This window comes from Nostoc sp. C117, from assembly GCF_043099735.1.
GTDB lineage: Bacteria > Cyanobacteriota > Cyanobacteriia > Cyanobacteriales > Nostocaceae > Nostoc.
On sequence record NZ_CP170991.1, the window covers coordinates 3,825,867 to 3,845,548 of the forward strand.

The 19,682-nt window shown below is 42.5% G+C and carries 14 protein-coding genes and 1 pseudogene; 11 read left to right on the plus strand and 4 right to left on the minus strand.

All coding sequences use genetic code 11. The annotated features are described in order from the left end of the window. Window positions 1–30 precede the first annotated feature (30 nt). The 5 genes from ACFG4S_RS16470 to ACFG4S_RS16490 all read left to right on the plus strand — a co-directional run bounded on the left by ACFG4S_RS16470 (window position 31) and on the right by ACFG4S_RS16490 (window position 5,566). Window positions 31–657, plus strand: coding sequence for a chorismate lyase (locus ACFG4S_RS16470; RefSeq protein WP_392535804.1), 627 nt, complete (start codon window positions 31–33; stop codon window positions 655–657). Window positions 658–1,200: 543 nt separating this feature from the next. Next, window positions 1,201–2,931: a DUF3352 domain-containing protein gene (locus ACFG4S_RS16475; RefSeq protein ID WP_392535805.1), complete on the plus strand. Its 1,731-nt coding sequence runs from the start codon at window positions 1,201–1,203 to the stop codon at window positions 2,929–2,931. 209 nt (window positions 2,932–3,140) lie between these two features. Then, on the plus strand, window positions 3,141–4,202 hold the full coding sequence (gene ccsB / locus ACFG4S_RS16480) for a c-type cytochrome biogenesis protein CcsB (RefSeq protein WP_392535806.1): 1,062 nt from the start codon (window positions 3,141–3,143) through the stop codon (window positions 4,200–4,202). Between the two features lie 162 nt (window positions 4,203–4,364). Then, window positions 4,365–4,673: a KGK domain-containing protein gene (locus ACFG4S_RS16485; RefSeq protein WP_392535807.1), complete on the plus strand. Its 309-nt coding sequence runs from the start codon at window positions 4,365–4,367 to the stop codon at window positions 4,671–4,673. Between the two features lie 152 nt (window positions 4,674–4,825). Continuing rightward, on the plus strand, window positions 4,826–5,566 hold the full coding sequence (locus tag ACFG4S_RS16490; RefSeq protein WP_392535808.1) for a Uma2 family endonuclease: 741 nt from the start codon (window positions 4,826–4,828) through the stop codon (window positions 5,564–5,566). Between the two features lie 138 nt (window positions 5,567–5,704). Here the strand turns inward: ACFG4S_RS16490 and ACFG4S_RS16495 are convergent, their stop codons facing one another. The 3 genes and pseudogenes from ACFG4S_RS16495 to ACFG4S_RS16505 form a co-directional block, all read right to left on the minus strand. Continuing rightward, the gene (locus tag ACFG4S_RS16495) at window positions 5,705–5,902 is read right to left on the minus strand and encodes a tetratricopeptide repeat protein (protein ID WP_392535809.1); all 198 of its coding nucleotides are present in this window, start codon (window positions 5,900–5,902) and stop codon (window positions 5,705–5,707) included. Between the two features lie 24 nt (window positions 5,903–5,926). After that, a pseudogene (locus tag ACFG4S_RS16500) lies at window positions 5,927–9,644 on the minus strand (tetratricopeptide repeat protein). After that, complete coding sequence (locus tag ACFG4S_RS16505) at window positions 9,645–9,971, minus strand: hypothetical protein (RefSeq protein WP_392535810.1); 327 nt, start codon at window positions 9,969–9,971, stop codon at window positions 9,645–9,647. A gap of 349 nt (window positions 9,972–10,320) precedes the next feature. Between ACFG4S_RS16505 and tilS the strand changes: the two genes are divergently transcribed. Both tilS and ACFG4S_RS16515 read left to right on the plus strand, forming a co-directional pair. Next, a complete protein-coding gene (gene tilS, locus ACFG4S_RS16510) occupies window positions 10,321–11,316 on the plus strand; it encodes a tRNA lysidine(34) synthetase TilS (RefSeq protein ID WP_392535811.1) in 996 nt (331 codons plus the stop codon). Between the two features lie 16 nt (window positions 11,317–11,332). Beyond that, a complete protein-coding gene (locus tag ACFG4S_RS16515) occupies window positions 11,333–11,734 on the plus strand; it encodes a type II toxin-antitoxin system HigA family antitoxin (RefSeq protein ID WP_392535812.1) in 402 nt (133 codons plus the stop codon). A 117-nt stretch (window positions 11,735–11,851) separates the two neighbouring features. Here the strand turns inward: ACFG4S_RS16515 and hmpF are convergent, their stop codons facing one another. After that, window positions 11,852–13,615: a pilus motility taxis protein HmpF gene (gene hmpF / locus ACFG4S_RS16520; RefSeq protein ID WP_392535813.1), complete on the minus strand. Its 1,764-nt coding sequence runs from the start codon at window positions 13,613–13,615 to the stop codon at window positions 11,852–11,854. Between the two features lie 499 nt (window positions 13,616–14,114). Between hmpF and ACFG4S_RS16525 the strand changes: the two genes are divergently transcribed. From ACFG4S_RS16525 to ACFG4S_RS16540, 4 genes are all read left to right on the plus strand, one after another. Beyond that, on the plus strand, window positions 14,115–15,290 hold the full coding sequence (locus ACFG4S_RS16525) for a response regulator (protein WP_392535814.1): 1,176 nt from the start codon (window positions 14,115–14,117) through the stop codon (window positions 15,288–15,290). Between the two features lie 420 nt (window positions 15,291–15,710). Further along, a complete protein-coding gene (locus tag ACFG4S_RS16530) occupies window positions 15,711–16,076 on the plus strand; it encodes a response regulator (RefSeq protein ID WP_334960544.1) in 366 nt (121 codons plus the stop codon). A 13-nt stretch (window positions 16,077–16,089) separates the two neighbouring features. Beyond that, on the plus strand, window positions 16,090–16,620 hold the full coding sequence (locus tag ACFG4S_RS16535) for a chemotaxis protein CheW (protein ID WP_392535815.1): 531 nt from the start codon (window positions 16,090–16,092) through the stop codon (window positions 16,618–16,620). 14 nt (window positions 16,621–16,634) lie between these two features. Then, on the plus strand, window positions 16,635–19,571 hold the full coding sequence (locus ACFG4S_RS16540) for a methyl-accepting chemotaxis protein (RefSeq protein WP_392536000.1): 2,937 nt from the start codon (window positions 16,635–16,637) through the stop codon (window positions 19,569–19,571). Window positions 19,572–19,682: the final 111 nt, after the last annotated feature.

A 19,682-nucleotide genomic window follows, 5' to 3' on the forward strand; every position in this document is an offset into this window, starting at 1 on the left:
ATAGAGATAGGTAAAGTTTTGTAAAAAACATTGACTATTACTTTTACGCCGACTAACAACTTAACACTGCCAGCAGCTTGGCATCGGCTGACTCCGATTTGGCAAGCAGGAGAGGAAGTAATTCAACAAAGTTTGCCTCACACTCAGCTTGCACCAGCTTGGCAACTACTACTTTTAGGCGACGGATCGCCAACACGTCACTTACAATTACTTACAGGTGAACCTACAGAAGTAGATGTCATTGATATGTCATTAATTGGCACAGACTTGGACGGTGCGCCTGATTTAATTCAAGCTGTCCCAGGTCCACGACTAAGGCGACAAGTGTGGCTGCGTACCGCTTCTGGTCAGCGATTAGCCTATGCCACTTCCTGGTGGGAAGCCAGCCATGTAGATGAGTATTTGCAAAATCGCTCATTACCAATCTGGGCGAGTTTAGCTCGTCTCCGCACAGAGTTGTATCGTGATGTGCGAGGAATTTACTATGGTGATTCATCGGCGCTACAGTCGGGTTTTGATGTAACTGGACCTTTTTGGGGTCGCCACTACTTGTTTTGGCATCATGGACAGCCACTAACCTTAATTTATGAAGTTTTTTCGCCTTATTTAACCAAATATTTGGGGTCTATGCAGCTAAGTACCGAGGCCAATTTCTAAAAATTAGAAATTAACAACATATTTGAGTTGCGGTACAGACTGGGAACTAGTATTTTTATTCAGCATGGGCTAAACGCCCCGCTACCAGTAAAGGCACTTTCAAAGCAGTTTAGGTTGTTAATGACTTGCGGCTTTGTCAACTTAGGTATATCCTCAAAATGCTTGAAATGATGCATTTAACTATCGAAGACTTTCCACAGAGTTATTCTTTCAAAGGAAGTGTCCTGCGAAATTCAACAAAGCGTGTTAAAAAAGGTAACTAACCACTAAAACACTGCTTTTAACAATTCGTCATTACCTTACGGATGGGGATTTCAACCACAACCGTAACTGCAAGAACCTACAGGTCTCTGACTCTTAGTTTAATTACGAATTGGTAATTAATTATTGTTGAAGCCTTAGGGAAGGTCGATCGCGGAAATATTATTAATGTCTAGAGTGGAGAAATTTATGCGCTTAGCTGCCCTAGATAACGAGAAACTTTTTGGTTGACTGAACCAATGAAGCAAGTAATGAGTTTGCAAATATGAGGTATAGGTTTCAATGGCACCGCCTCTTGTGTCTGTTTCCATGAAAAAAATTAAGAAACCGTCTCTGGCGCTGAGACTCTCCTCTGTTGGGTTATTGATTGGTGTGGGGAGTGTAGGATACTGGTTGTTAACCCAAAGACAACCATCTGAGAGCGATTTGCTAGTAGGTGCAAATATTATTCCTGGTGATGCTCTGTTTGCGGTTTCCTTAACAACAGATCCGCAGCAGTGGCAGAAATTACGGGGGTTTGGAACAAAAGAAACCCAAGTAGAACTAGATAAAAATTTAGTCCAATTGCGCGATCGCTTTCTGACTAATAATGGTTACGACTTTGAGAAAGATATTGCTCCTTGGGTAGGTAATAACGTTACAATCGCCATTCTTGCCCCAGAAATAGTCAATAAACCTGCACCTAAACCAGTTACCACTGATGAAGATGCTGCTAGGGATCAGCAGTCAATGGTAATGGTATTGCCAATCAAAAACCCCGAAATCGCCAAAAATGTCTTCGCACAACCCAAAACCCTGGAACAAGGCAAATGGGTCGATCGCACTTATGAAGGAATCGCCATCAAACAAAATCAGGGACAAGCAGGGGAAAACTTTTCTGCAACATTGCTAGATGGGCGTTTCCTAGTCATAACTGATAGTCCCAAAGCCACAGAAAGAGCGATCGATGCCTACAAAAGTAAAACATCGCTAGCCACAACAGGAGGCTTTGGAGAAAATTTCCCGAAAATTGCCCAAAACCAACCCTTTGGCCAGTTTTACGTCAATATACCAACAGCAGCGAAAATAGCGGCTGCTTCTCCAAACCGTCCTTTACCTGCTCAAGTTTTAGCTCAACTACAAAATAACCAAGGCTTAGCCGGGACAATGACCTTAGAGTCAGAAGGAATCCGCTTAAAAGGCATTTCTTGGCTCAACCCTAACAGTCAACGTGTGTTGGCGGTGGAAAACAAAGCTGGAAAAATGCAAACTCGCGTACCAGCAGAAACCTTAATGATGCTCTCTGGCGGCAACTTACAGCGGTTGTGGGGAGAATATGTTTTAACATCTCAGGGAAATCCCCTCTCGCCGATCGCACCAGAACAGCTGCGAGGTGGTATAAAGTCTCTTACCGATCTCGATTTAGATAAGGATTTCCTCAGTTGGATGAAAGGTGAGTTTTCCTTATCAGTAATTCCTACTACTGTCAAAGAAGGTTCGCTAGATAATTTTCGGGCGGGTTTGCTGTTCATGGTACAGACAAGCGATGCCTACGGTGGGCAAAGCCTACGCAAATCAGCTGAAGCATCTATTAGTCGGCTGGATGAAGTGATGAAAAATCAATACCAGTTCCAAGTCCAACCGGGGAAAGTCGCAGGTCAACCCGTTGTTAACTGGATATCACCTTATGGCACCTTAACCGCCACCCACGGCTGGTTAGATGGAGATGTGGCTTTTCTGGTAGTGGGCGCTCCTATCACCGATAAAATTGTTCCCAAACCCAACAAAACACTAGCTAGCACTCTTCCTTTCCAACAAACAGTTCCTACAGAACTTAACCCAACAAATGGACAATTTTTCCTGGATGTGGAACAAACGGTGAAAAATTTTCCCTTACCAACTCTGATCCCCAATCAACAAATTTTGCTAGATGCAACCCGCTCAATTGGCATGACATCTGCTGTCAGCGACAGTCGTAGTAATCGTTACGATATTTTCATCACACTGAAAAAAGTTAGTAACTCGACAAGATAGGAAAAGGTGACAGGGACAAGAGGATGGGGAGATGGGGGGCAGAGGGGCAGAGGAGATAATACTAACTCTTAACTCAGCACGGGCTAAACATTAGCTATCCGCTAACAGCACTCGGAACTGTTTTGCCCCATTCCCTATTATCCTCTTAACCAGATAGGATCAGAACAGTCTGAATCGATATTTTAAATCATCCACGGAGAGAACATTTTATGAATCTGGTTGTACTCCAGAACTGGCTGGACAATGCCTCCTTTGGCATATTATTCCTGACAATGCTGGTTTATTGGGGAGGAGCGGCTTTTCCGAATCTGCCTTATCTAGCCGCTTTGGGGACAGCTGGGATGGCGATCGCTAATTTGTGTATAGCTACATTACTAGGGGCACGATGGATCGAAGCTGGTTACTTTCCCTTAAGTAATCTCTATGAGTCTCTATTTTTCTTAACTTGGGGGATTACCACGGTTCATCTAATTGCCGAAAATAGTAGCCGTAGTCGTTTAGTCGGAGTTGCTACTGCTCCGGTGGCAATGGCGATCGCTGCTTTTGCTACTCTGACACTACCATCTCAAATGCAACTGTCAGAACCCCTAGTACCTGCTTTAAAGTCAAATTGGCTGATGATGCATGTCAGCGTTATGATGCTGAGTTATTCTGCTTTGATGGTGGGTGCATTGTTAGCGATCGCTTTTCTGATTGTCACTCGCGGTCAAAACATCCAACTACAAGGCAATTCTATCGGTAGTGGTGGCTATCGCAGCAACGGCTACCGCTTAAATAAAGCAGCTGAACTAATTTCTCAACCATCAGCCCCCTCTGCTGAAAATAACGGTTTTTCTCGTTTTGAAAGTACTAGCAACGGCAACGGTAACGCTAACACCGCTGTGTTGAATTTAGTAACTGTTCCTGAGTCTCAAACTGTAGCATCTGCCGAACCTCTTTCACCCCAGCGCCTTAGCCTTGCCGAAACCCTCGACAACATCAGCTATCGCATCATTGGACTTGGATTTCCCCTATTGACAATTGGCATCATTGCTGGTGGGGTTTGGGCTAACGAAGCCTGGGGTTCCTATTGGAGTTGGGACCCTAAAGAAACTTGGGCATTAATTACCTGGTTAGTTTTTGCAGCGTACCTCCACGCCAGAATTACTCGCGGTTGGCAAGGGCGGCGTCCCGCAATTTTAGCTGCAAGTGGCTTTGTTGTTGTCTGGGTTTGCTATCTCGGTGTAAATCTTTTGGGTAAAGGTTTGCATTCTTATGGTTGGTTTTTCTAAAAACCTCACCAAAATAGTGCTAAGTGTTAAGTAGTTTTTACTCATCACTTAGCACTCGTAACTCATAACTTATTAGAACCACTAAATCTATAAAATCATTATTTTATTTCGGATGAACTGCTAAATCTGTGGAAAGTATAGATTTAGTCACAGGAGATGTTTATGGAAGATGGATTTGAGAGACTAAATCACGATGAAGTTGTGTCTATAGAACCAGACACTTTTAATAAGCTAAATATTGCGAAAACTTTTAAAGTCCGTGATTTGATTACAGCAATTAAGGAATATATTGGCGCAGAAGATACAGATGAAGTAAATTTGTATACCCAAGGATTAAATTGTGAAGTTCTGCAATTTAGTACTCAGGGATGGAAAAAAGGAAAAGTTAGACTTGCTTTAGAATTTTGTCCTGAGGGTTCTGAATCACCACTTGATGAAATTTTTCAAAAGCTCAAACAAGTGGAAAATTAATATCCAATTAGCAAAAGAACCCCGACTTTTTTAAGAAGTCGGGGTTCTGATGCTCTTGATGTTTACAAATAAAATTAGGATGTGGTGAATTGCTATCAAAATTAATTCATAAAATAAAGATGCACTAATAACTGAGGAATGGTAAACCCATCATGCTAAAGTACGATCCATTAGCTTGTTTGCCCTCATCCGAGGAACTGCCAGACTCTGACGATACCCCAGTGGATAACGAATTACAAAATATAATTCCAGGTTTACTCAAAGTTATTTTAGCGATGGTTTGGGCAGAACGCATGGATTGGTTTTTTGGTATAGATATGGGTATTTATTATGACCCAGATTTACCAGCAATAGTCCCAGATGGGTTTTTGAGTTTGGGCGTAGAGCGATTTTATGATGAAAACCTCCGCCCTAGTTACGTTCTTTGGGAAGAGAAGAAACTACCCTTATTAGTGCTGGAGGTGGTATCTCAGACATATCGCGGTGAGTACTCAACCAAGAAAGCAGAATATGCAAGATTGGGGATTTTGTATTATGTAGTTTACAACCCATTTCGTCGCCGTAAGCCACATTTAGAAGTTTATAAATTAGTTAACAATACTTATGAATTACATGATGGGAATCCAGTTTGGTTGCCAGAAATAGGTTTAGGAATTGGCATAGAACGAGGAACTTATCTAGGCATTCCGCGCGAGTGGATGTATTGGTATAACCACCAAGGACAAAAGCTTTTAACACCAGAAGAAGACAAAAAACTTGCTCAACAAAAAGCTCAACTTGCAGAACAAAAAGCTCAACTTGCAGAACAAAAAGCTCAACTTGCAGAACAAAAAGCTCAATTATTACAAGAACGGTTGCGATCGCTCGGTATAGATCCTGATTCTCTCACCTGAATTGCTATCAAAATTTATTAATGAAATAAATCCCATAATCACGAAGACGCGATAAATCGCCGTCTCTACAAAGGAATGATTATTGTAGAGACGGCGATTCATCGCGTCTTTTGCCTTAACCGAACAACATTGCGACGTTCACGAATATTGATTGAAAAGTGCGATCGCTTCATCCACTTCCCCTTTATCGGCGTAGATACGTCCCAGTTCGTACAATGTCACCGCTTTGCCTTGGACATTACCAATGCGCTCATATATTTCCAAAGACTCCTTGTAAAGTGCGATCGCTTCATCCACATCCCCTTTGTTGGCGTAGATACGTCCCAGTTCGTGCAACGTCGCCGCTTTGCCTTGGACATTTTACGAATTACGCATTACCCTATCAAGACTTGCACTCACACTTTCAGCGTGTGGTGACTGCAATCGCTGCAAAATATCTAAAGCTGTTTGCAAATAGGATATCGCTTTAGTGTATTCACCCTGCTGTTCTGCCAAACCTCCTAGCCACCACAGAGTCATTGCTTTGGTTTGGACATCACCAATGCGTTCTGTTATTTCCAAAGACTGATTGAAAAGTGCGATCGCTTCATCCACTTGCCTTTGTTTAGCGTAGAGAACTCCCAGTTGGTGCAATGTCGCCGCTTTGCCTTGTACATTTCCAATGCGTTCTTTGATTTGCAAAGACTGCTTGTAAAATGCGATCGCTTCATCCACTTCCCCTTTGTTGGCGTAGAGAATTCCCAGTTGGTGCAACGTCCCAGCTTTGCCTTGAGCATCTCCAGTGCGTTGTGTTATTTCCAAAGACTGATTGTAGAGTGCGATCGCTTCATCCACTTCCCCTTTGTTGGCGTAGATATTCCAGACATTGCAACGTCGTCGCTTTGCCTTGGATATCTTCAATGCGTTCAAATATTTCCAAAGACTGATTAAAAAGTGCGATCGCTTAATCCACTTCCCCTTTATTGGCGTAGAGAATTCCCAATTGGTGTAATGTCGTCGCTTTACCTTGGACATCACCAATGCGTTCAAATATTTCCAAAGACTGATTGTAGAGTGAAATCGCTTCATCGACTTCCCCTTTGTCAGCGTAGATATATCCCAGATTGTTCAACGTCGCCGCTTTGCCTTGGACATTACCAATGTGTTCAAATATTTCCAAAGACTGATTGAAAAGTGTGATCGCTTGCTCCACTTCCCCTTTGTTGGCGTAGATATATCCCAGATTGTACAACGTTGCTGCTTTGGTTTGGAAATTACCAATGCGTTCTGTTATTGCCAAAGACTGATTGTAGAATGCGATCGCTTGATCCACATCCCCTTTATTGGCGTAGAGATTTCCTAGACAGTGCAACGTCGCCGCTTTGCCTTGGACATTACCAATGCGTTCATCAAGTGCATCAATTTCCAAAGACTGATTGTAAAATGCGATCGCTTTTTCTACTTCCTCTTTGTTGGCGTAAATAATTCCCATTTGGTGCAACGTCGCCGCTTTGTCTTGGACATTACCAATGCGTTCATCAATTTCCAAAGACTGATTGTAGAGTGCAATCGCTTCTTCTACTTCCCCTTTGTTGGCTTTCAGTATCCCTAAATGATGATAAATTGCTGCTAATTCTCGTTCGTCTTCTGTGGGACAAAGATTTAAGGCTTGTTGGTAATAGTTTAATGCTTGATCAACCCCACCCATTTGATATTCACAAACAGCCATTGGTCTAAGAACAATATGGTTTTTAGTAATTTCTAAGGTTGATTTGCACAGATGTATTGCTTCCCGAAATCGACTTTGATTCCGCAAGTGTCCCGCCAATGAATTACCCATTTTCTCCGCAATATTTTCATCCTTCCCCAACAAAGCCAAGCGATGAATTTCTAACATTTTTGCTTCCGTAGCAGTTTCCGCCTCTTCCCACCACAGGTGATACAAAATTTGTGCAGCTTGTTTATACAACTCTTCACCCTTGGGGTTTTCTGGAAACTCTAGCAACGGTGACAAAATCCGGGGAACACGATACAACCTCTCTGTGTTGTTGGTGAGGGTAACTTCCAACAAACCCAAAATTTCAGCGCGTTGCTTATGACTTTCCCAACTTGAGATATCCTCACAAATCGGGTCAATAGCAGCTTGAGGAACAGGTAACTCATACACCAACAACTTCCCCAGCATAAGACGCAAAGCTGGAGTTTGCTGCTTCAGCAATACCTGTGCCAAAATATCCTCACGAAATTCCTTTTCCTTATCTGCCATCTTTTGCAGAATCATCTCAACTCCCCTCTCCGCTTCTGGCGACTTCGGGGAATTTTGCAAAATCTTATCTAACCATTCCAACAGCCGAGGATTTCCATCTGCTGCTTGTTTGGCACGTTCCGGCAAATCTGGCTGAAATTGCCAACTGCCATTAAACGAATCCAGACGATTATACTTTTTAATTAAATCTGCCCCACCCAAAGCCCCCAGAGGTTCGCGGTACAGACGATGATTCAGTTCCGACAATGTGAAATTGTAGCGACAGGTAATAATTACCTTGTGGGGAAGTTGGGAATTTTGCATCGCCTTCAGCAACGCCAGCAGTACATCCACAACTTGTGGTTGCAAGACGGAAACCCCATTTCGTAAATCCAAATTTGCCTCAAAGTCATCCAGCACAAAAGCAAATCGCTGTTCTTTGGTATTCAGTCCTTCAGTGAAAAACTTAGTGAGGCGCTGCATCAAGGGTAACTTGCCATTGAGAATTTCATGCCCCCGTTCCGAGGTACATTGTTCAGCAAGGGTTTTGAGCAGTTTGTCCTCATCTAGTTGCCGAAAGTTTACCAGCCTGTGATAGCCAACCATCCTTTCCAGAAGTCGCGCAGTCACAGTACTCTTACCCACACCCCCCAATCCGTGAATTAGTACCCCTAATGAAGTGCGAATAGCTTTGAGACAACGTTGCAAAGTCCGCCGTCTCCCAACAAACTCAGAGGGTTTCGCCACCCGCACCAGTTGGGTATCGGGATCTAAAAACTGTTGATAAGCAGGTTCCGGCGCTGAGGGTGGCACATCTCCCAATACATCCACCAACGCACCCGGACATTCTCCCTGGACATATAACCGCAACAAATGCCAGTCACGCACATTCTGTTTAAACAACTGCTGGTAAGTGCTAACGAGTGCTTCAGCTAATTGATATCCGGCTGCCAATTTGCCGTAGAGATGCGCGGCGGCGGCTGTAGCTGTCCGATCTTCCACAGGCCGCCCCCAACTTAAAACCGCCCTAGCGCCTTGGGCAATTAGTGCCTCAGCCATTGAAGGGACAGCCCCTTTATCTGATGCTTGTCCAGTCCGACACCCAGATAAAAACACCAACTTGGGAAAGCGAAACCGGAAGACATCGGCCAGTTCTGCGGCTGTGGTTTCGTGGCGTTCCCCGATTTCCGTCTCAGTGATAAAGTAAGGCGTGTAAGGTGCTTCATCTTTAATTGAGGCGTGTCCTGTGAGGTGAAACACATCAAAGTCATTAAGATAGCGACTCCACACCTTACCCAACTCGCTAACGCAACCGCTTTCTTCCACCCGCAAATCTACAGCAAAATCTTGCGTATCAGCCAGAATTCTCGCCTCTTCCTGTTCAAACTCTAACTTTGGTTGCACATCTTCCGGGTCGGTTGCCATAAACAATACTCGCAATTGTCGTGCTTCCACAGAAAACCCTGCCGTTTCTTTCTCAATCCAGCGCAGAGGTAATACCACTGGATTAACCCGCTTGACTAAAAAATCCTCACCATCATGCAGCACTTCCCAAGGTAGATGTGCCAGTTTTTGATCGGTATCAATAGCAATTACCAACCCCTCACCGCGACAGTTAGCAATTCCCCGACTCAACCACCGTCCATCCCCATCCAACCAAAAAAATAACTGCTGCCCGATTCCTGGTAAATTGGGCAGCAGTTTATAGTAATCTCGTTCACCTTGCTTGAGGAAATCAGCGATTTCTGCTAATTTCAGCCGACGTGATTCATAGTGCTTTATTTGAGGTAGCCAATACCTGAGTTCAACTGTTTCCTGCGTACTTTCCCGAAGTTGAATGCGGATAGTTTGCACTTATTTGCTGATAGATTTGAGGATTTCCGTGATTTCCTCTATAGTAGCTTCTTCAAGTAAAATCCTGTTTCCAGTATCAGGGTCAAGAATTACCACATCAAATTGCTTTCCTGGATGAGATTTATGCCATTCTTGATACCATTTGCGAATTTGTTCAGCTAAAGCTGCAACACCCCCGACAATGCCAATAATAGTAGCAATGGCGGCTAGAGTTCCCTCTCTTTGGGTTGGAACTTCATAGCTTCCCGATATTCCAGGAATTTCTAGCAAAGCCTCGGCTGCTGCTGGTGCGCCTTCACCTTCGATTCCGATTTGAACTTGTGCCATATCTAACCTGCGAATTTATACAACATAATGTATATTCTGCGTTGAATTGGGAACGATGTTCGCGTACAAGAAGACGCGATGAATCGCGTCTCTACAAATGTTCTGTTTGTTGCATTCTTTTTTGAAATTGTTATTACTTTGTGTTATGTCAATTGTCTAAAATAAGGCAACAGACGTAGCGAATTATCTTTAGAAAACCTCCGCGTACCTTTGCGTTGAAAAAAAGTTATGATTTGAAACGGTATTAGCAATGCAGGAGGTTTACGGGTAATGACCGCATTCTCTCTACTACTTTCCTAAACAAGTTGTAGCTGCAAGTCAAATCCAAAAACTATGAGAAGTTCTAAAAATGGTATGGACTCCTCTACATGCAAAAATCCACCGCACAATGCGATCGCGCCACTTATTTGAACGCAATCAGCGTCTATTAATCGCTGTCTCCGGCGGACAAGATTCTTTGTGTTTAATCAAATTACTTTTAGATTTACAATCCAAATGGGGATGGAATTTAGCTATTGCCCACTGCGATCATCGCTGGCGTTCTGACTCCGAAGCTAATGCTCATCACGTCGAAAATTTAGCTAAAAGTTGGGGTGTATCCTTTTATTTAGAAACAGCCAACGAACCTATAAATAGTGAAGCTGCTGCACGCGATTGGCGCTATCAAGCTTTAAGTGCGATCGCCCAAGCAAATAATTATCAATATATAGTTACAGGACATACGGCAAGCGATCGCGCCGAAACTCTCCTCTACAATTTAATTCGCGGTACTGGCGCTGATGGTTTGCAAGCCCTGACTTGGCAACGCCCCCTAACTACAGGCATTATGCTAGTGCGTCCACTTTTAGAAATTACTCGTACACAAACAGAGCAATTTTGTCAAGATTTTCAACTACCAATTTGGGAAGATTCCACAAATCAGGATTTGCAATACGCCCGCAACCGCATCCGCCAAGAGTTAATACCATATTTGCGAGATAATTTCAATCCCAAAGTAGAATCAGCCTTAGCCCAAACAGCAGAACTTCTCCAAGCAGAAGTACAATATCTCGAAAAAGCTGCCCAGGAGTTGCGGGAAGAGGCGTTGGGTATAGGGGATGAAGAAGATTCTCTTATTCCTCTTCTTCCCTTACGGTTAAATCGTCGGGTATTGCAGAAAGCACCATTAGCACTGCAACGTCGCGCGATGCGTCAGGTGTTGCAGCAAATACTGACTGATGCGCCCAGTTTTGAACACATCGAAAAATTAACGGCTTTAATTATAGCGCCAAACCGATCGCAAACCGATCCATTTCCTGGTGGGGCGATCGCTCAAGTAGAAGGCGACTGGATCTGTTTGAAATAGTTAGGAGTTAGGAAAGATGACCCTTACTTTTAATCCAGATAAATATAAGGAATTATTAACAGCTTATCTTCCAAAACTGATAAAAAGTGAAGCTGAAAACGAGGAAGCTTTAGGGATAGTCGAAGATTTGATGCACCGAGAACGCACCCCCGAAGAAGATGAACTGTATCAGTTATTAATTACTTTAATTGAAAAGTTTGAACAAGAATATTATCAGCCAAGCCAGCAAAATAATCCTGTATCTATGTTGTTATTTCTTTTAGAGAAATCTGAGAGAATTAGAGATGACTTAGTAGCGGTTTTAGGGACGGAAGATTTGGTTGATAATATTTTAAATGGACAAGAAAAGATAAATACAGAAAAAGCGCGTAAGCTGGGAGACTTTTTTCATGTAGAATCTAGTTTATTTATGGAATAATAACGAAGTTCGTAGTTGGGCTAAAACCCAAAAAAATAAGTTAGGACTAAAGCCTAACTAAATAGCAGAGAAATACTATAGGACTAATATTTGATTTCAGAAAATCCCCGGAACTTATTAAGAGGCTAACAATTCTGGCTGAGGCAGTAAACTTTGGAGAGTATGACGTAACTGAGCGATCGCTTGGAGTTGAGAATCGCCAGTTTCCTGGAATCGATCCAAAGATTCTCCAATCCCTTGGAGCTTTTGCCGTAAGCCATCTAGAGAATCTTGAATTGGTTGCAGTGCTTCTTCATAGAGATTCACTCGGCCACAGCATTGAGCAGTTGCTGTTCGTAGAGACAGCAAGTTTTCCTCGATCGCTTTGAGTTCTTGATGCTTCTCTTCCAAATCGTGGGTTTGGTTCTCAATCATTCCCTGATTTAGCTCAATACCAGAACGCATCTGCTCAATCTCACGTTCCAGCTTTTGGATTTCATGTGAATATTGTTGTCGCTGGGTTTCAATTTGTAACAAAATCGGTTCTAAATTGATTTTGTCGTTACTCTCTTCTTGATCAGCAACAGTATTTCCTTGGCGCCGCAGCAATACAGCTTGGTGTTGCTTGAGAAACTTTTGATGCTGTAACATATTACGGCGTTGTCCCACCAAACTGGAGTTTAGCATCTGATAAAGATCGTTTTCATCAGTTAGTTCCAGTTGCAAATTAATGTGGTCATTGTCAGATGCTTGATTTAATTTATTTTGCAGTTCTTCTATAGCTTCTTGTTTATATTTCAGTTCTTGTTCTTGGTCGTGAACAAAACTAGCGTCTATTTCCAATTTATGCTGTAAGTCTTGGACTATCTTTTGTAGTTCTTCTAAAGGCATTTTCTGCAAAGCTTCTACATCAACTGCCTGTCCGAAAACCATACCACCAGATGTTGCAGCCAAGCTATGAATTTGTTGATATAAATATTCTTGATTGCTTAATTGCTGTTTAAGTATCTGAATATATTCTTGCTTGCTGGTAAGTTCGGCTGTAGTCACCTGTAATTGGGCTGTTTGCTGGGCTAGAGAATTTTTTCCTTGTTCCCAAGCATTTTGGCGATCGCTCAATATTTTTGACAAGCGCTCAACTTCTTCTTGTTGTTGAGCGATCGCAGTTTTTTGCTGCTGGAGTTGTTCCCAATGTGGAGTCAGAATAGCTTGCTGCTTTTCTACGAATTCAAAGGCAAGATTGAGGGGTTCTGTTAGTGTTTCTGTGGGAACAGCGCGACTTGATAAGCGATCGAGTAACTCACTCATCACTCGACTTTGCTCCTGATCCAAAACTGTCCCTTGTTTTAAATCTTCTTGACGCTCCTCTAGGCGACGCTGTTCACCGCGTAAATGCTCCCAAGCACCTTCTAATTCTTGACGGTTACGCTCAATTTCTCCCTGTAAACGTTCAATTTCTCCACGGGATGTATCAACTTCCTGTTTTTGCTCTTCTAGTTGTTGCAACTCATCCTCTAGTTGTTGCAACTGTTCCAGCCGTGCTTCCATTTCCATTTCCCGGCGATTCAACTCTTGCGCCTGAAATGTTAGCGACTGTTTCCACTGATCGATCTCATCTTCTTTGAGCTTAAATTTCTCCAATTGACGGGAAAAATTCTGCAAAATATTGACTAGCGGCCGACCTGCTTCTTGAATCCGCTGCACTTGACGATTCGGATTTAGTTCAACCAGTACCAAAGCACCATCATTTAATTTGCTTGCGTCCTCAGCAGCAATCACTTCTTCCGACACAGTACTCCAATTCTGGTCAGTTCGCTGACAAGCTAGTAATTTCAGTTCGGTTTTGCCAGCGCCACTGAGTAAACCACCTTTCTGTTTTTGTACTTCTGCTAAATACAGCACACTGTTAGTCCTTATTGATGCACTTAAAGTTAGTATTTTGAGATATACCTGAGATAATTCTGTTAAGTTGTCTCACTACACCGAAGTTTAGGAGAACAAAACAGACAAAATTATTTATAGACGCAAGATGCTACGTCTTGATACTTATAGAAGTAAGTTGGCCGCGCCTTTATATTTTGTACTGATGGCAGTGATGATGACTTCCGTGTTAACACTAGCTTTGTCAAAGTGTATTACGAAATATTAAGGTTTATAGCTTAATTTCTTCCTTGGTGAGAACAAGGAATAGTGTAAAAATCTTTCCAATACTCCATAATCAATACTTAGAAGCAGAATTCCTAATTCCGAATTTAGCAATATTTGAAATAGGGTAAGAGAAATAACTCCTAACTCCTAACTTAACTCCTAAATTAAACTACCTGCTCGAAACATGAAATAAATTGACGGACAGAATTAACAAATAAGATAAACACCATTATGAGGAGTAATTTTTAGCTAAATGCAGGGAAATTTAAATGAAATTGATATTTGCAGTATCCTGCAATTAATTGAGTTGGGACAGCGAACTGGACAACTATGGGTAGAAACTTATATCTCTCACCATAACAGTAAACTTGGTGAAGACGGAGCTAATAAATATTCTCCCAAACAACAGTCTTGGTTTGTTTTTTTCCTCAACGGTCAAATTATCTATTGCCAAGAAGGGGAAAGTAGTTTGTCGAGAATTACCGATTATTTACGTCATTACCGAGTTGAGATGCGAATTGCCGACAAACAAATTGCTTCCTTATTATCAACTGATGCCCCAGAATATGCCTATATTTGGGCATTATTGGAGCAAAATATCATCAACCCAAAGATAGCTGCTAGTATCATCCACGGTTTGGTGCATGAAACCCTGTTCGATTTGCTTAGCTTACACCAAGGTAATTTCATTTTCCGTCAGGCTGCCGCACTTGCCCCGCAATTAAATACTTTCGAGATTGCTCCCTTTGTCACAAAAATTATGAAGCAGGTACAAGAGTGGAAGCAACTCTATCCACACATTCAGTCTCCCGAACAATTGCCAGTTCTATCTGACAAAGTTCAGATGGACTCTTCACTACCAGCAGCAACTGTGAATAAACTACAACATTGGGCTGATGGTAAAACATCCTTGCGTCAATTGGCTCGTTATCTTAACCGAGACATTTTGACAGTAGCTAGGGCAATATATCCATATGTGCAACAAAGCTGGCTAAAACTAGTATATTCAGCGACTGACAAACTGGATGTTCACACCGATGACTGGGAATTGAAGAGAAAACATAGGGGGCGGGTAGTATGTATTGACGATGCGATCGCCATCGGTGAGACTATAAATTCCATCTTACAAGCACAAGGTTATGAAGCGATCGCCCTCACCAATCCCCTAGAGGCACTCAGTTTGGTTTTTCAACTCAAACCGGATTTAATTTTATGTGACATTGCTATGTCGGAATTGGAAGGATACGAAGTTTGCGCCATGCTGCGACAGTCAACAGCATTTCGGCTCACACCGATTATTATGCTTACTGGTAAAGATGGATTTATCGATCGAGTCAAAGCTAGGATGGTCGGGGCAACAGATTATTTAACAAAACCATTTACAGACACTGAATTAATCATGCTTGTAGAAAAATATATCAACAACTAATGAAAATGGGGCATTGGGCATCCCTTATCTGCGAGACGCTATGCGACGACTTACCTCGGCTACTTCGGCTTTGCGGTAGTTGAATCTCGACTTCTCCTAACGGAGACGCTACGCGAACGCTCGATTTCCGCGTAGTCGAAACTCAGTACAAGTTCGCTCGGTACGAGTCGCTCAGGGCAAGTGGGCATTGGGCATTGATTCTTTCTCCCTCATCTCTGAGGCAGATAAAGAGATCTAAATACTTGTGGATCTACGAAAAGATTAGGTAAAAGATGTTATCACAGAATGAGCCAACTCAGTGAAACGTCAATATCCAGGAAATTAGTGAAACAGTAAATTTAATTTATACAGTTAATAATTGCGGGAGAATCAGGGAATGTTCCAAATAGGAACGTTACATCAGGAGGTAGATGGACACTTATGAGTACAGTTCTGATTGTGGAAGACAGTATCGCGCAAAGGGAGATGATTACAGACCTCCTGAAAGCAACTGGACTAATAGTCACCCATGCCAGTGACGGATTAGAAGCATTGGAGGCAATTCAAATAGCACCTCCCGATTTAGTGGTATTGGATATTGTCATGCCCCGAATGAACGGCTACGAAGTTTGTCGGCGGTTAAAATCCGATCCAAAAACCCAAAATGTTCCTGTGGTTATGTGTTCTTCCAAAGGGGAAGAATTCGATCGCTACTGGGGCATGAAACAGGGTGCAGATGCTTACATCGCCAAACCGTTTCAACCAACTGAGTTGGTAGGAACAGTCAAACAACTGCTGCGAGGATAAGGATAAGAGCAATATGGTCAGCAAACCGGACTTTTTAAGTGGCAGTGGTCAAGATCATTTCCGACCAGAATTACAAGTAGAAAGTCCTGAAGGTGAGTTACATTTGAGGTTTTACATTCCCTCGCATCAGGAGTTTGCACTACAAGCAACTGGCATTCGGGAAGTAATTGAACTAAGTCCTGATAGAATCACCCCGATTCCTAATGCTTCTCCTTTACTTTTGGGTACTCTAAATTTACGAGGTCGAGTTATTTGGGTGGCTGATTTGGGTCAATTTCTGGGAGAACCAAGTGTATTAAACACGGATAAAGCTGAAATTCCGGTGATTGCCATTGAAGAACAAGAGACAATAGTGGGTTTAGCAGTAGAAGAAATTGGTGGTATGGACTGGCTGGATGTACAAAATCTTATGCCACCAACTAGTGTTCCAGATACTATGGCTCCCTTTTTACGCGGAGAGTGGGTTTTAGGTGCTAAAAATAATCAGTGTCTACGACTGCTCGATCAAATGGCAATTATACGGAGTGCGCGATGGGCAGGATGAAATTGGAGGAGGAAATGGCAGCAAGTATTGATGGTTACGAGCCAACATATCAAGAGGCGATGACCGCCTATGTTCAAAGAAACTATGAGGTTGCCGCCACTTTAGTTGACCAAGTGGTGCAAAGTCTACCAAATGACCCAAATTCTCATTTGTTAAGGGGTCACATCTACTATGTTTTGCAGCAGTACGATGTCGCCAAACAAGAATATCAAGAGGTATTACACTTGAGTAACGACCCAGAAATTATTGGTTTTGCCAATAATGGAATTGAAAATATAAATCAATATCTAGAGTCGTTTGGTGGTCAAATTGATGCATCAGCAAGTCAAGAGCAAGTCAATGCTCTAGATATGTCCGATCCATTAGCATATAGCGAACAAGAATTAGAAGATTTGCCCGCTAATGAGGAGTTTGACAGTGAAAACCTTGATTTGAACTTTTTTGAAGAGCATCAAGAAACTGTGAATACTGTTGAAGAAGTATCTTCAAATAATCCATTTGACATCGCCACAGAAGACGGTATTGGAACAGAAAAAATATCAGATTCTTCTACAAATTTTGGTGACGATCCTTTTGCCTTAAATGAAGAATTAGATGAACCAGAGTCGAATAATAGCAATTGGGCAGAGAAAACAGAATTAGAGTTACCTGCTTTCTGGCAAGAAGATATCTCACAAGATAGTCTGGAAGAATCATTAGTGAATAGTCATTTTACAAACAATGAAATAAATTCCACTAACGAACATTCAGATATTAAGAATAATAATTCATCTTCTAATTTCCAGACTGGTAATACTAACAATAATTTTGCTGATTTGTTGAATGAGTCACAGCCCGAAGATTTTAGTGTTGGGAATTTAGAATATAAACAACCTCATTTTGAAGATGAAACTTTACTGGTTACTGAAAAAGAACTAAGCAATGGCTTTATAAGCACTAACTTAGAATACAACAGTGAACAAAATTTATCGGCAAACCAGCCCAAGAGTTGGTTACAACAAAAAGAATTGGAATTAGAGGAAGAATTCCAACCGAATTTTGCTGATAATTCTTCATCTTTGAACAAAAATTTCCTCTCAGACGATAAGCAGCCTAAATCGGGCGAATTCTTAGAAAAAAATAGCTTTGAAGAAGATGAAAGCTTCGATTTAGAAGCATTTGAGTCTGCTTTTGGTTCTGAAGATTTAAACTCTCATCAACAGTCAAACAATATACTGAATCGGGAAAATTCTAAGAGCAATATAGAATTTTTAGATGACTTTGAGGAATTTGATGATTTAGGAAATATTCCAGGCTTTGACCTGATGGAAGGAGATTCTGACTTCGGTGATGTAGCAATGCATTCTGCCCCACAAGAAATGAGTGGAAATGCACGCTCTCAAGTCGTCGAGGCTTTTCCAAGTAATACAGCAGATCGTGAAGAGGAACTATTCTCGATCACTGGTTCACACGAACCAGTCCCTGTCTTTACCCAAACAGATGTCTCAAAACTAGAACCCAATGTTAGTGTCGAGCAAGGTTGGTTAGCACCATTAGAAAATGCTCCCATAGAAAGGAAGCAATGGTTAATTGCTGGGACTGTGGGTATTGTCTCAGCACTTGTTGTAGCCACAGTTAGCTTTGTCGCCACCACATTTTCGCCAGCCCAACAACGGGAATCAGTGCGGAATACAGGTTGGGCAATGTCCCTAGCTGCTGGATTGGCGGGTTTTGCTACCGCAGGCTTTATGGGCAATATCACACTCAAGCAAATTCGGCGCACAACCAAGGATTTGGAAACTCAGTTTGAGGCTGTACGCCAAGGAAATCTGAATGCTCAAGCCACGGTGTATTCGGAAGATGAATTAGGGCATTTAGCCAGTGGGTTTAATGAAATGGCACGAGTCATTTTCACAACCACAAGTGAAGCCCAGCGGAAAGCCGATGAACAAGAAGAAGCCAAAGAAAACCTGCAACGCCAGGTGATTCGACTTTTGGACGATGTGGAAGGAGCTGCTAGAGGTGATTTAACAGTCCAAGCTGAAGTAACAGCTGACGTACTAGGAGCCGTAGCCGACGCCTTTAACCTGACAATTCAAAACCTGCGGGATATCGTTCAACAGGTAAAAGTGGCAGCCAAGGATGTAACAAAAGGTGCAACCAACTCCGAAACCTTTGCTAGAGCCTTATCTAGTGATGCTTTGCGGCAAGCAGAAGAATTGGCGGTAACTTTGAATTCTGTACAGGTGATGACAGACTCGATTCAGCGGGTAGCAGAGGCGGCGCGAGAAGCCGAAACCGTCGCCCGCGATGCAAGTACGATCGCTCTCAAAGGTGGCGAAGCAGTAGAAAATACCGTAGCAGGGATTTTGGAAATTCGAGAAACCGTTGCTGAAACAACTCGCAAAGTGAAGCGCCTGGCGGAATCTTCCCAAGAAATTTCTAAAATTGTGGCGTTGATTTCTCAGATTGCTTCCAGAACAAACTTGCTGGCACTCAACGCTAGTATTGAAGCCGCAAGGGCAGGAGAAGCGGGACGCGGGTTTGCGATCGTTGCCGATGAAGTCCGCCAATTAGCAGACAAATCTGCCAAATCCTTAAAAGAAATTGAACAAATTGTGATGCAAATCCAAAGCGAAACAGGCTCCGTAATGACCGCGATGGAAGAAGGCACACAACAAGTAATTAAAGGTACAAAGTTGGCAGAAGAAGCCAAGCGATCGCTCGAAAATATCATTCAAGTAGCAAATCGCATCGATATTCTGGTGCGTTCCATTACTAGCGATACTGTGGAACAAACGGAAACCTCCCGCGCCGTCGCTCATGTAATGCAATCAGTAGAACTCACAGCCCAAGAAACTTCCCAGGAAGCACAGCGAGTTTCAGGTGCCCTACAACACTTAGTAGGTGTATCCCGTGACTTGATCGCCTCCGTTGAACGTTTCCGAGTGGAAACTATGGAAACCAGATAAAAAAGTTAGGAGTTAGGAGTGAGGAGTTAGAAATAAAAATCACAACTTGGAATCAAGTTAGGAGTTAGGAGTGAGGAGTTAGAAATAAAAATTACAACTCATAACTCATAA

Coding starts and splice junctions, on each gene's coding strand:
- ACFG4S_RS16475 (WP_392535805.1), top strand. CDS start 1,201: ATGGCACCGCCTCTTGTGTCTGTTTCCATGAAAAAAATTAAGAAACCG.
- ccsB (WP_392535806.1), top strand. CDS start 3,141: ATGAATCTGGTTGTACTCCAGAACTGGCTGGACAATGCCTCCTTTGGC.
- ACFG4S_RS16485 (WP_392535807.1), top strand. CDS start 4,365: ATGGAAGATGGATTTGAGAGACTAAATCACGATGAAGTTGTGTCTATA.
- ACFG4S_RS16490 (WP_392535808.1), top strand. CDS start 4,826: ATGCTAAAGTACGATCCATTAGCTTGTTTGCCCTCATCCGAGGAACTG.
- ACFG4S_RS16505 (WP_392535810.1), bottom strand. CDS start 9,971: ATGGCACAAGTTCAAATCGGAATCGAAGGTGAAGGCGCACCAGCAGCA.
- tilS (WP_392535811.1), top strand. CDS start 10,321: ATGGTATGGACTCCTCTACATGCAAAAATCCACCGCACAATGCGATCG.
- ACFG4S_RS16515 (WP_392535812.1), top strand. CDS start 11,333: ATGACCCTTACTTTTAATCCAGATAAATATAAGGAATTATTAACAGCT.
- ACFG4S_RS16525 (WP_392535814.1), top strand. CDS start 14,115: ATGCAGGGAAATTTAAATGAAATTGATATTTGCAGTATCCTGCAATTA.
- ACFG4S_RS16530 (WP_334960544.1), top strand. CDS start 15,711: ATGAGTACAGTTCTGATTGTGGAAGACAGTATCGCGCAAAGGGAGATG.
- ACFG4S_RS16535 (WP_392535815.1), top strand. CDS start 16,090: ATGGTCAGCAAACCGGACTTTTTAAGTGGCAGTGGTCAAGATCATTTC.
- ACFG4S_RS16540 (WP_392536000.1), top strand. CDS start 16,635: ATGGCAGCAAGTATTGATGGTTACGAGCCAACATATCAAGAGGCGATG.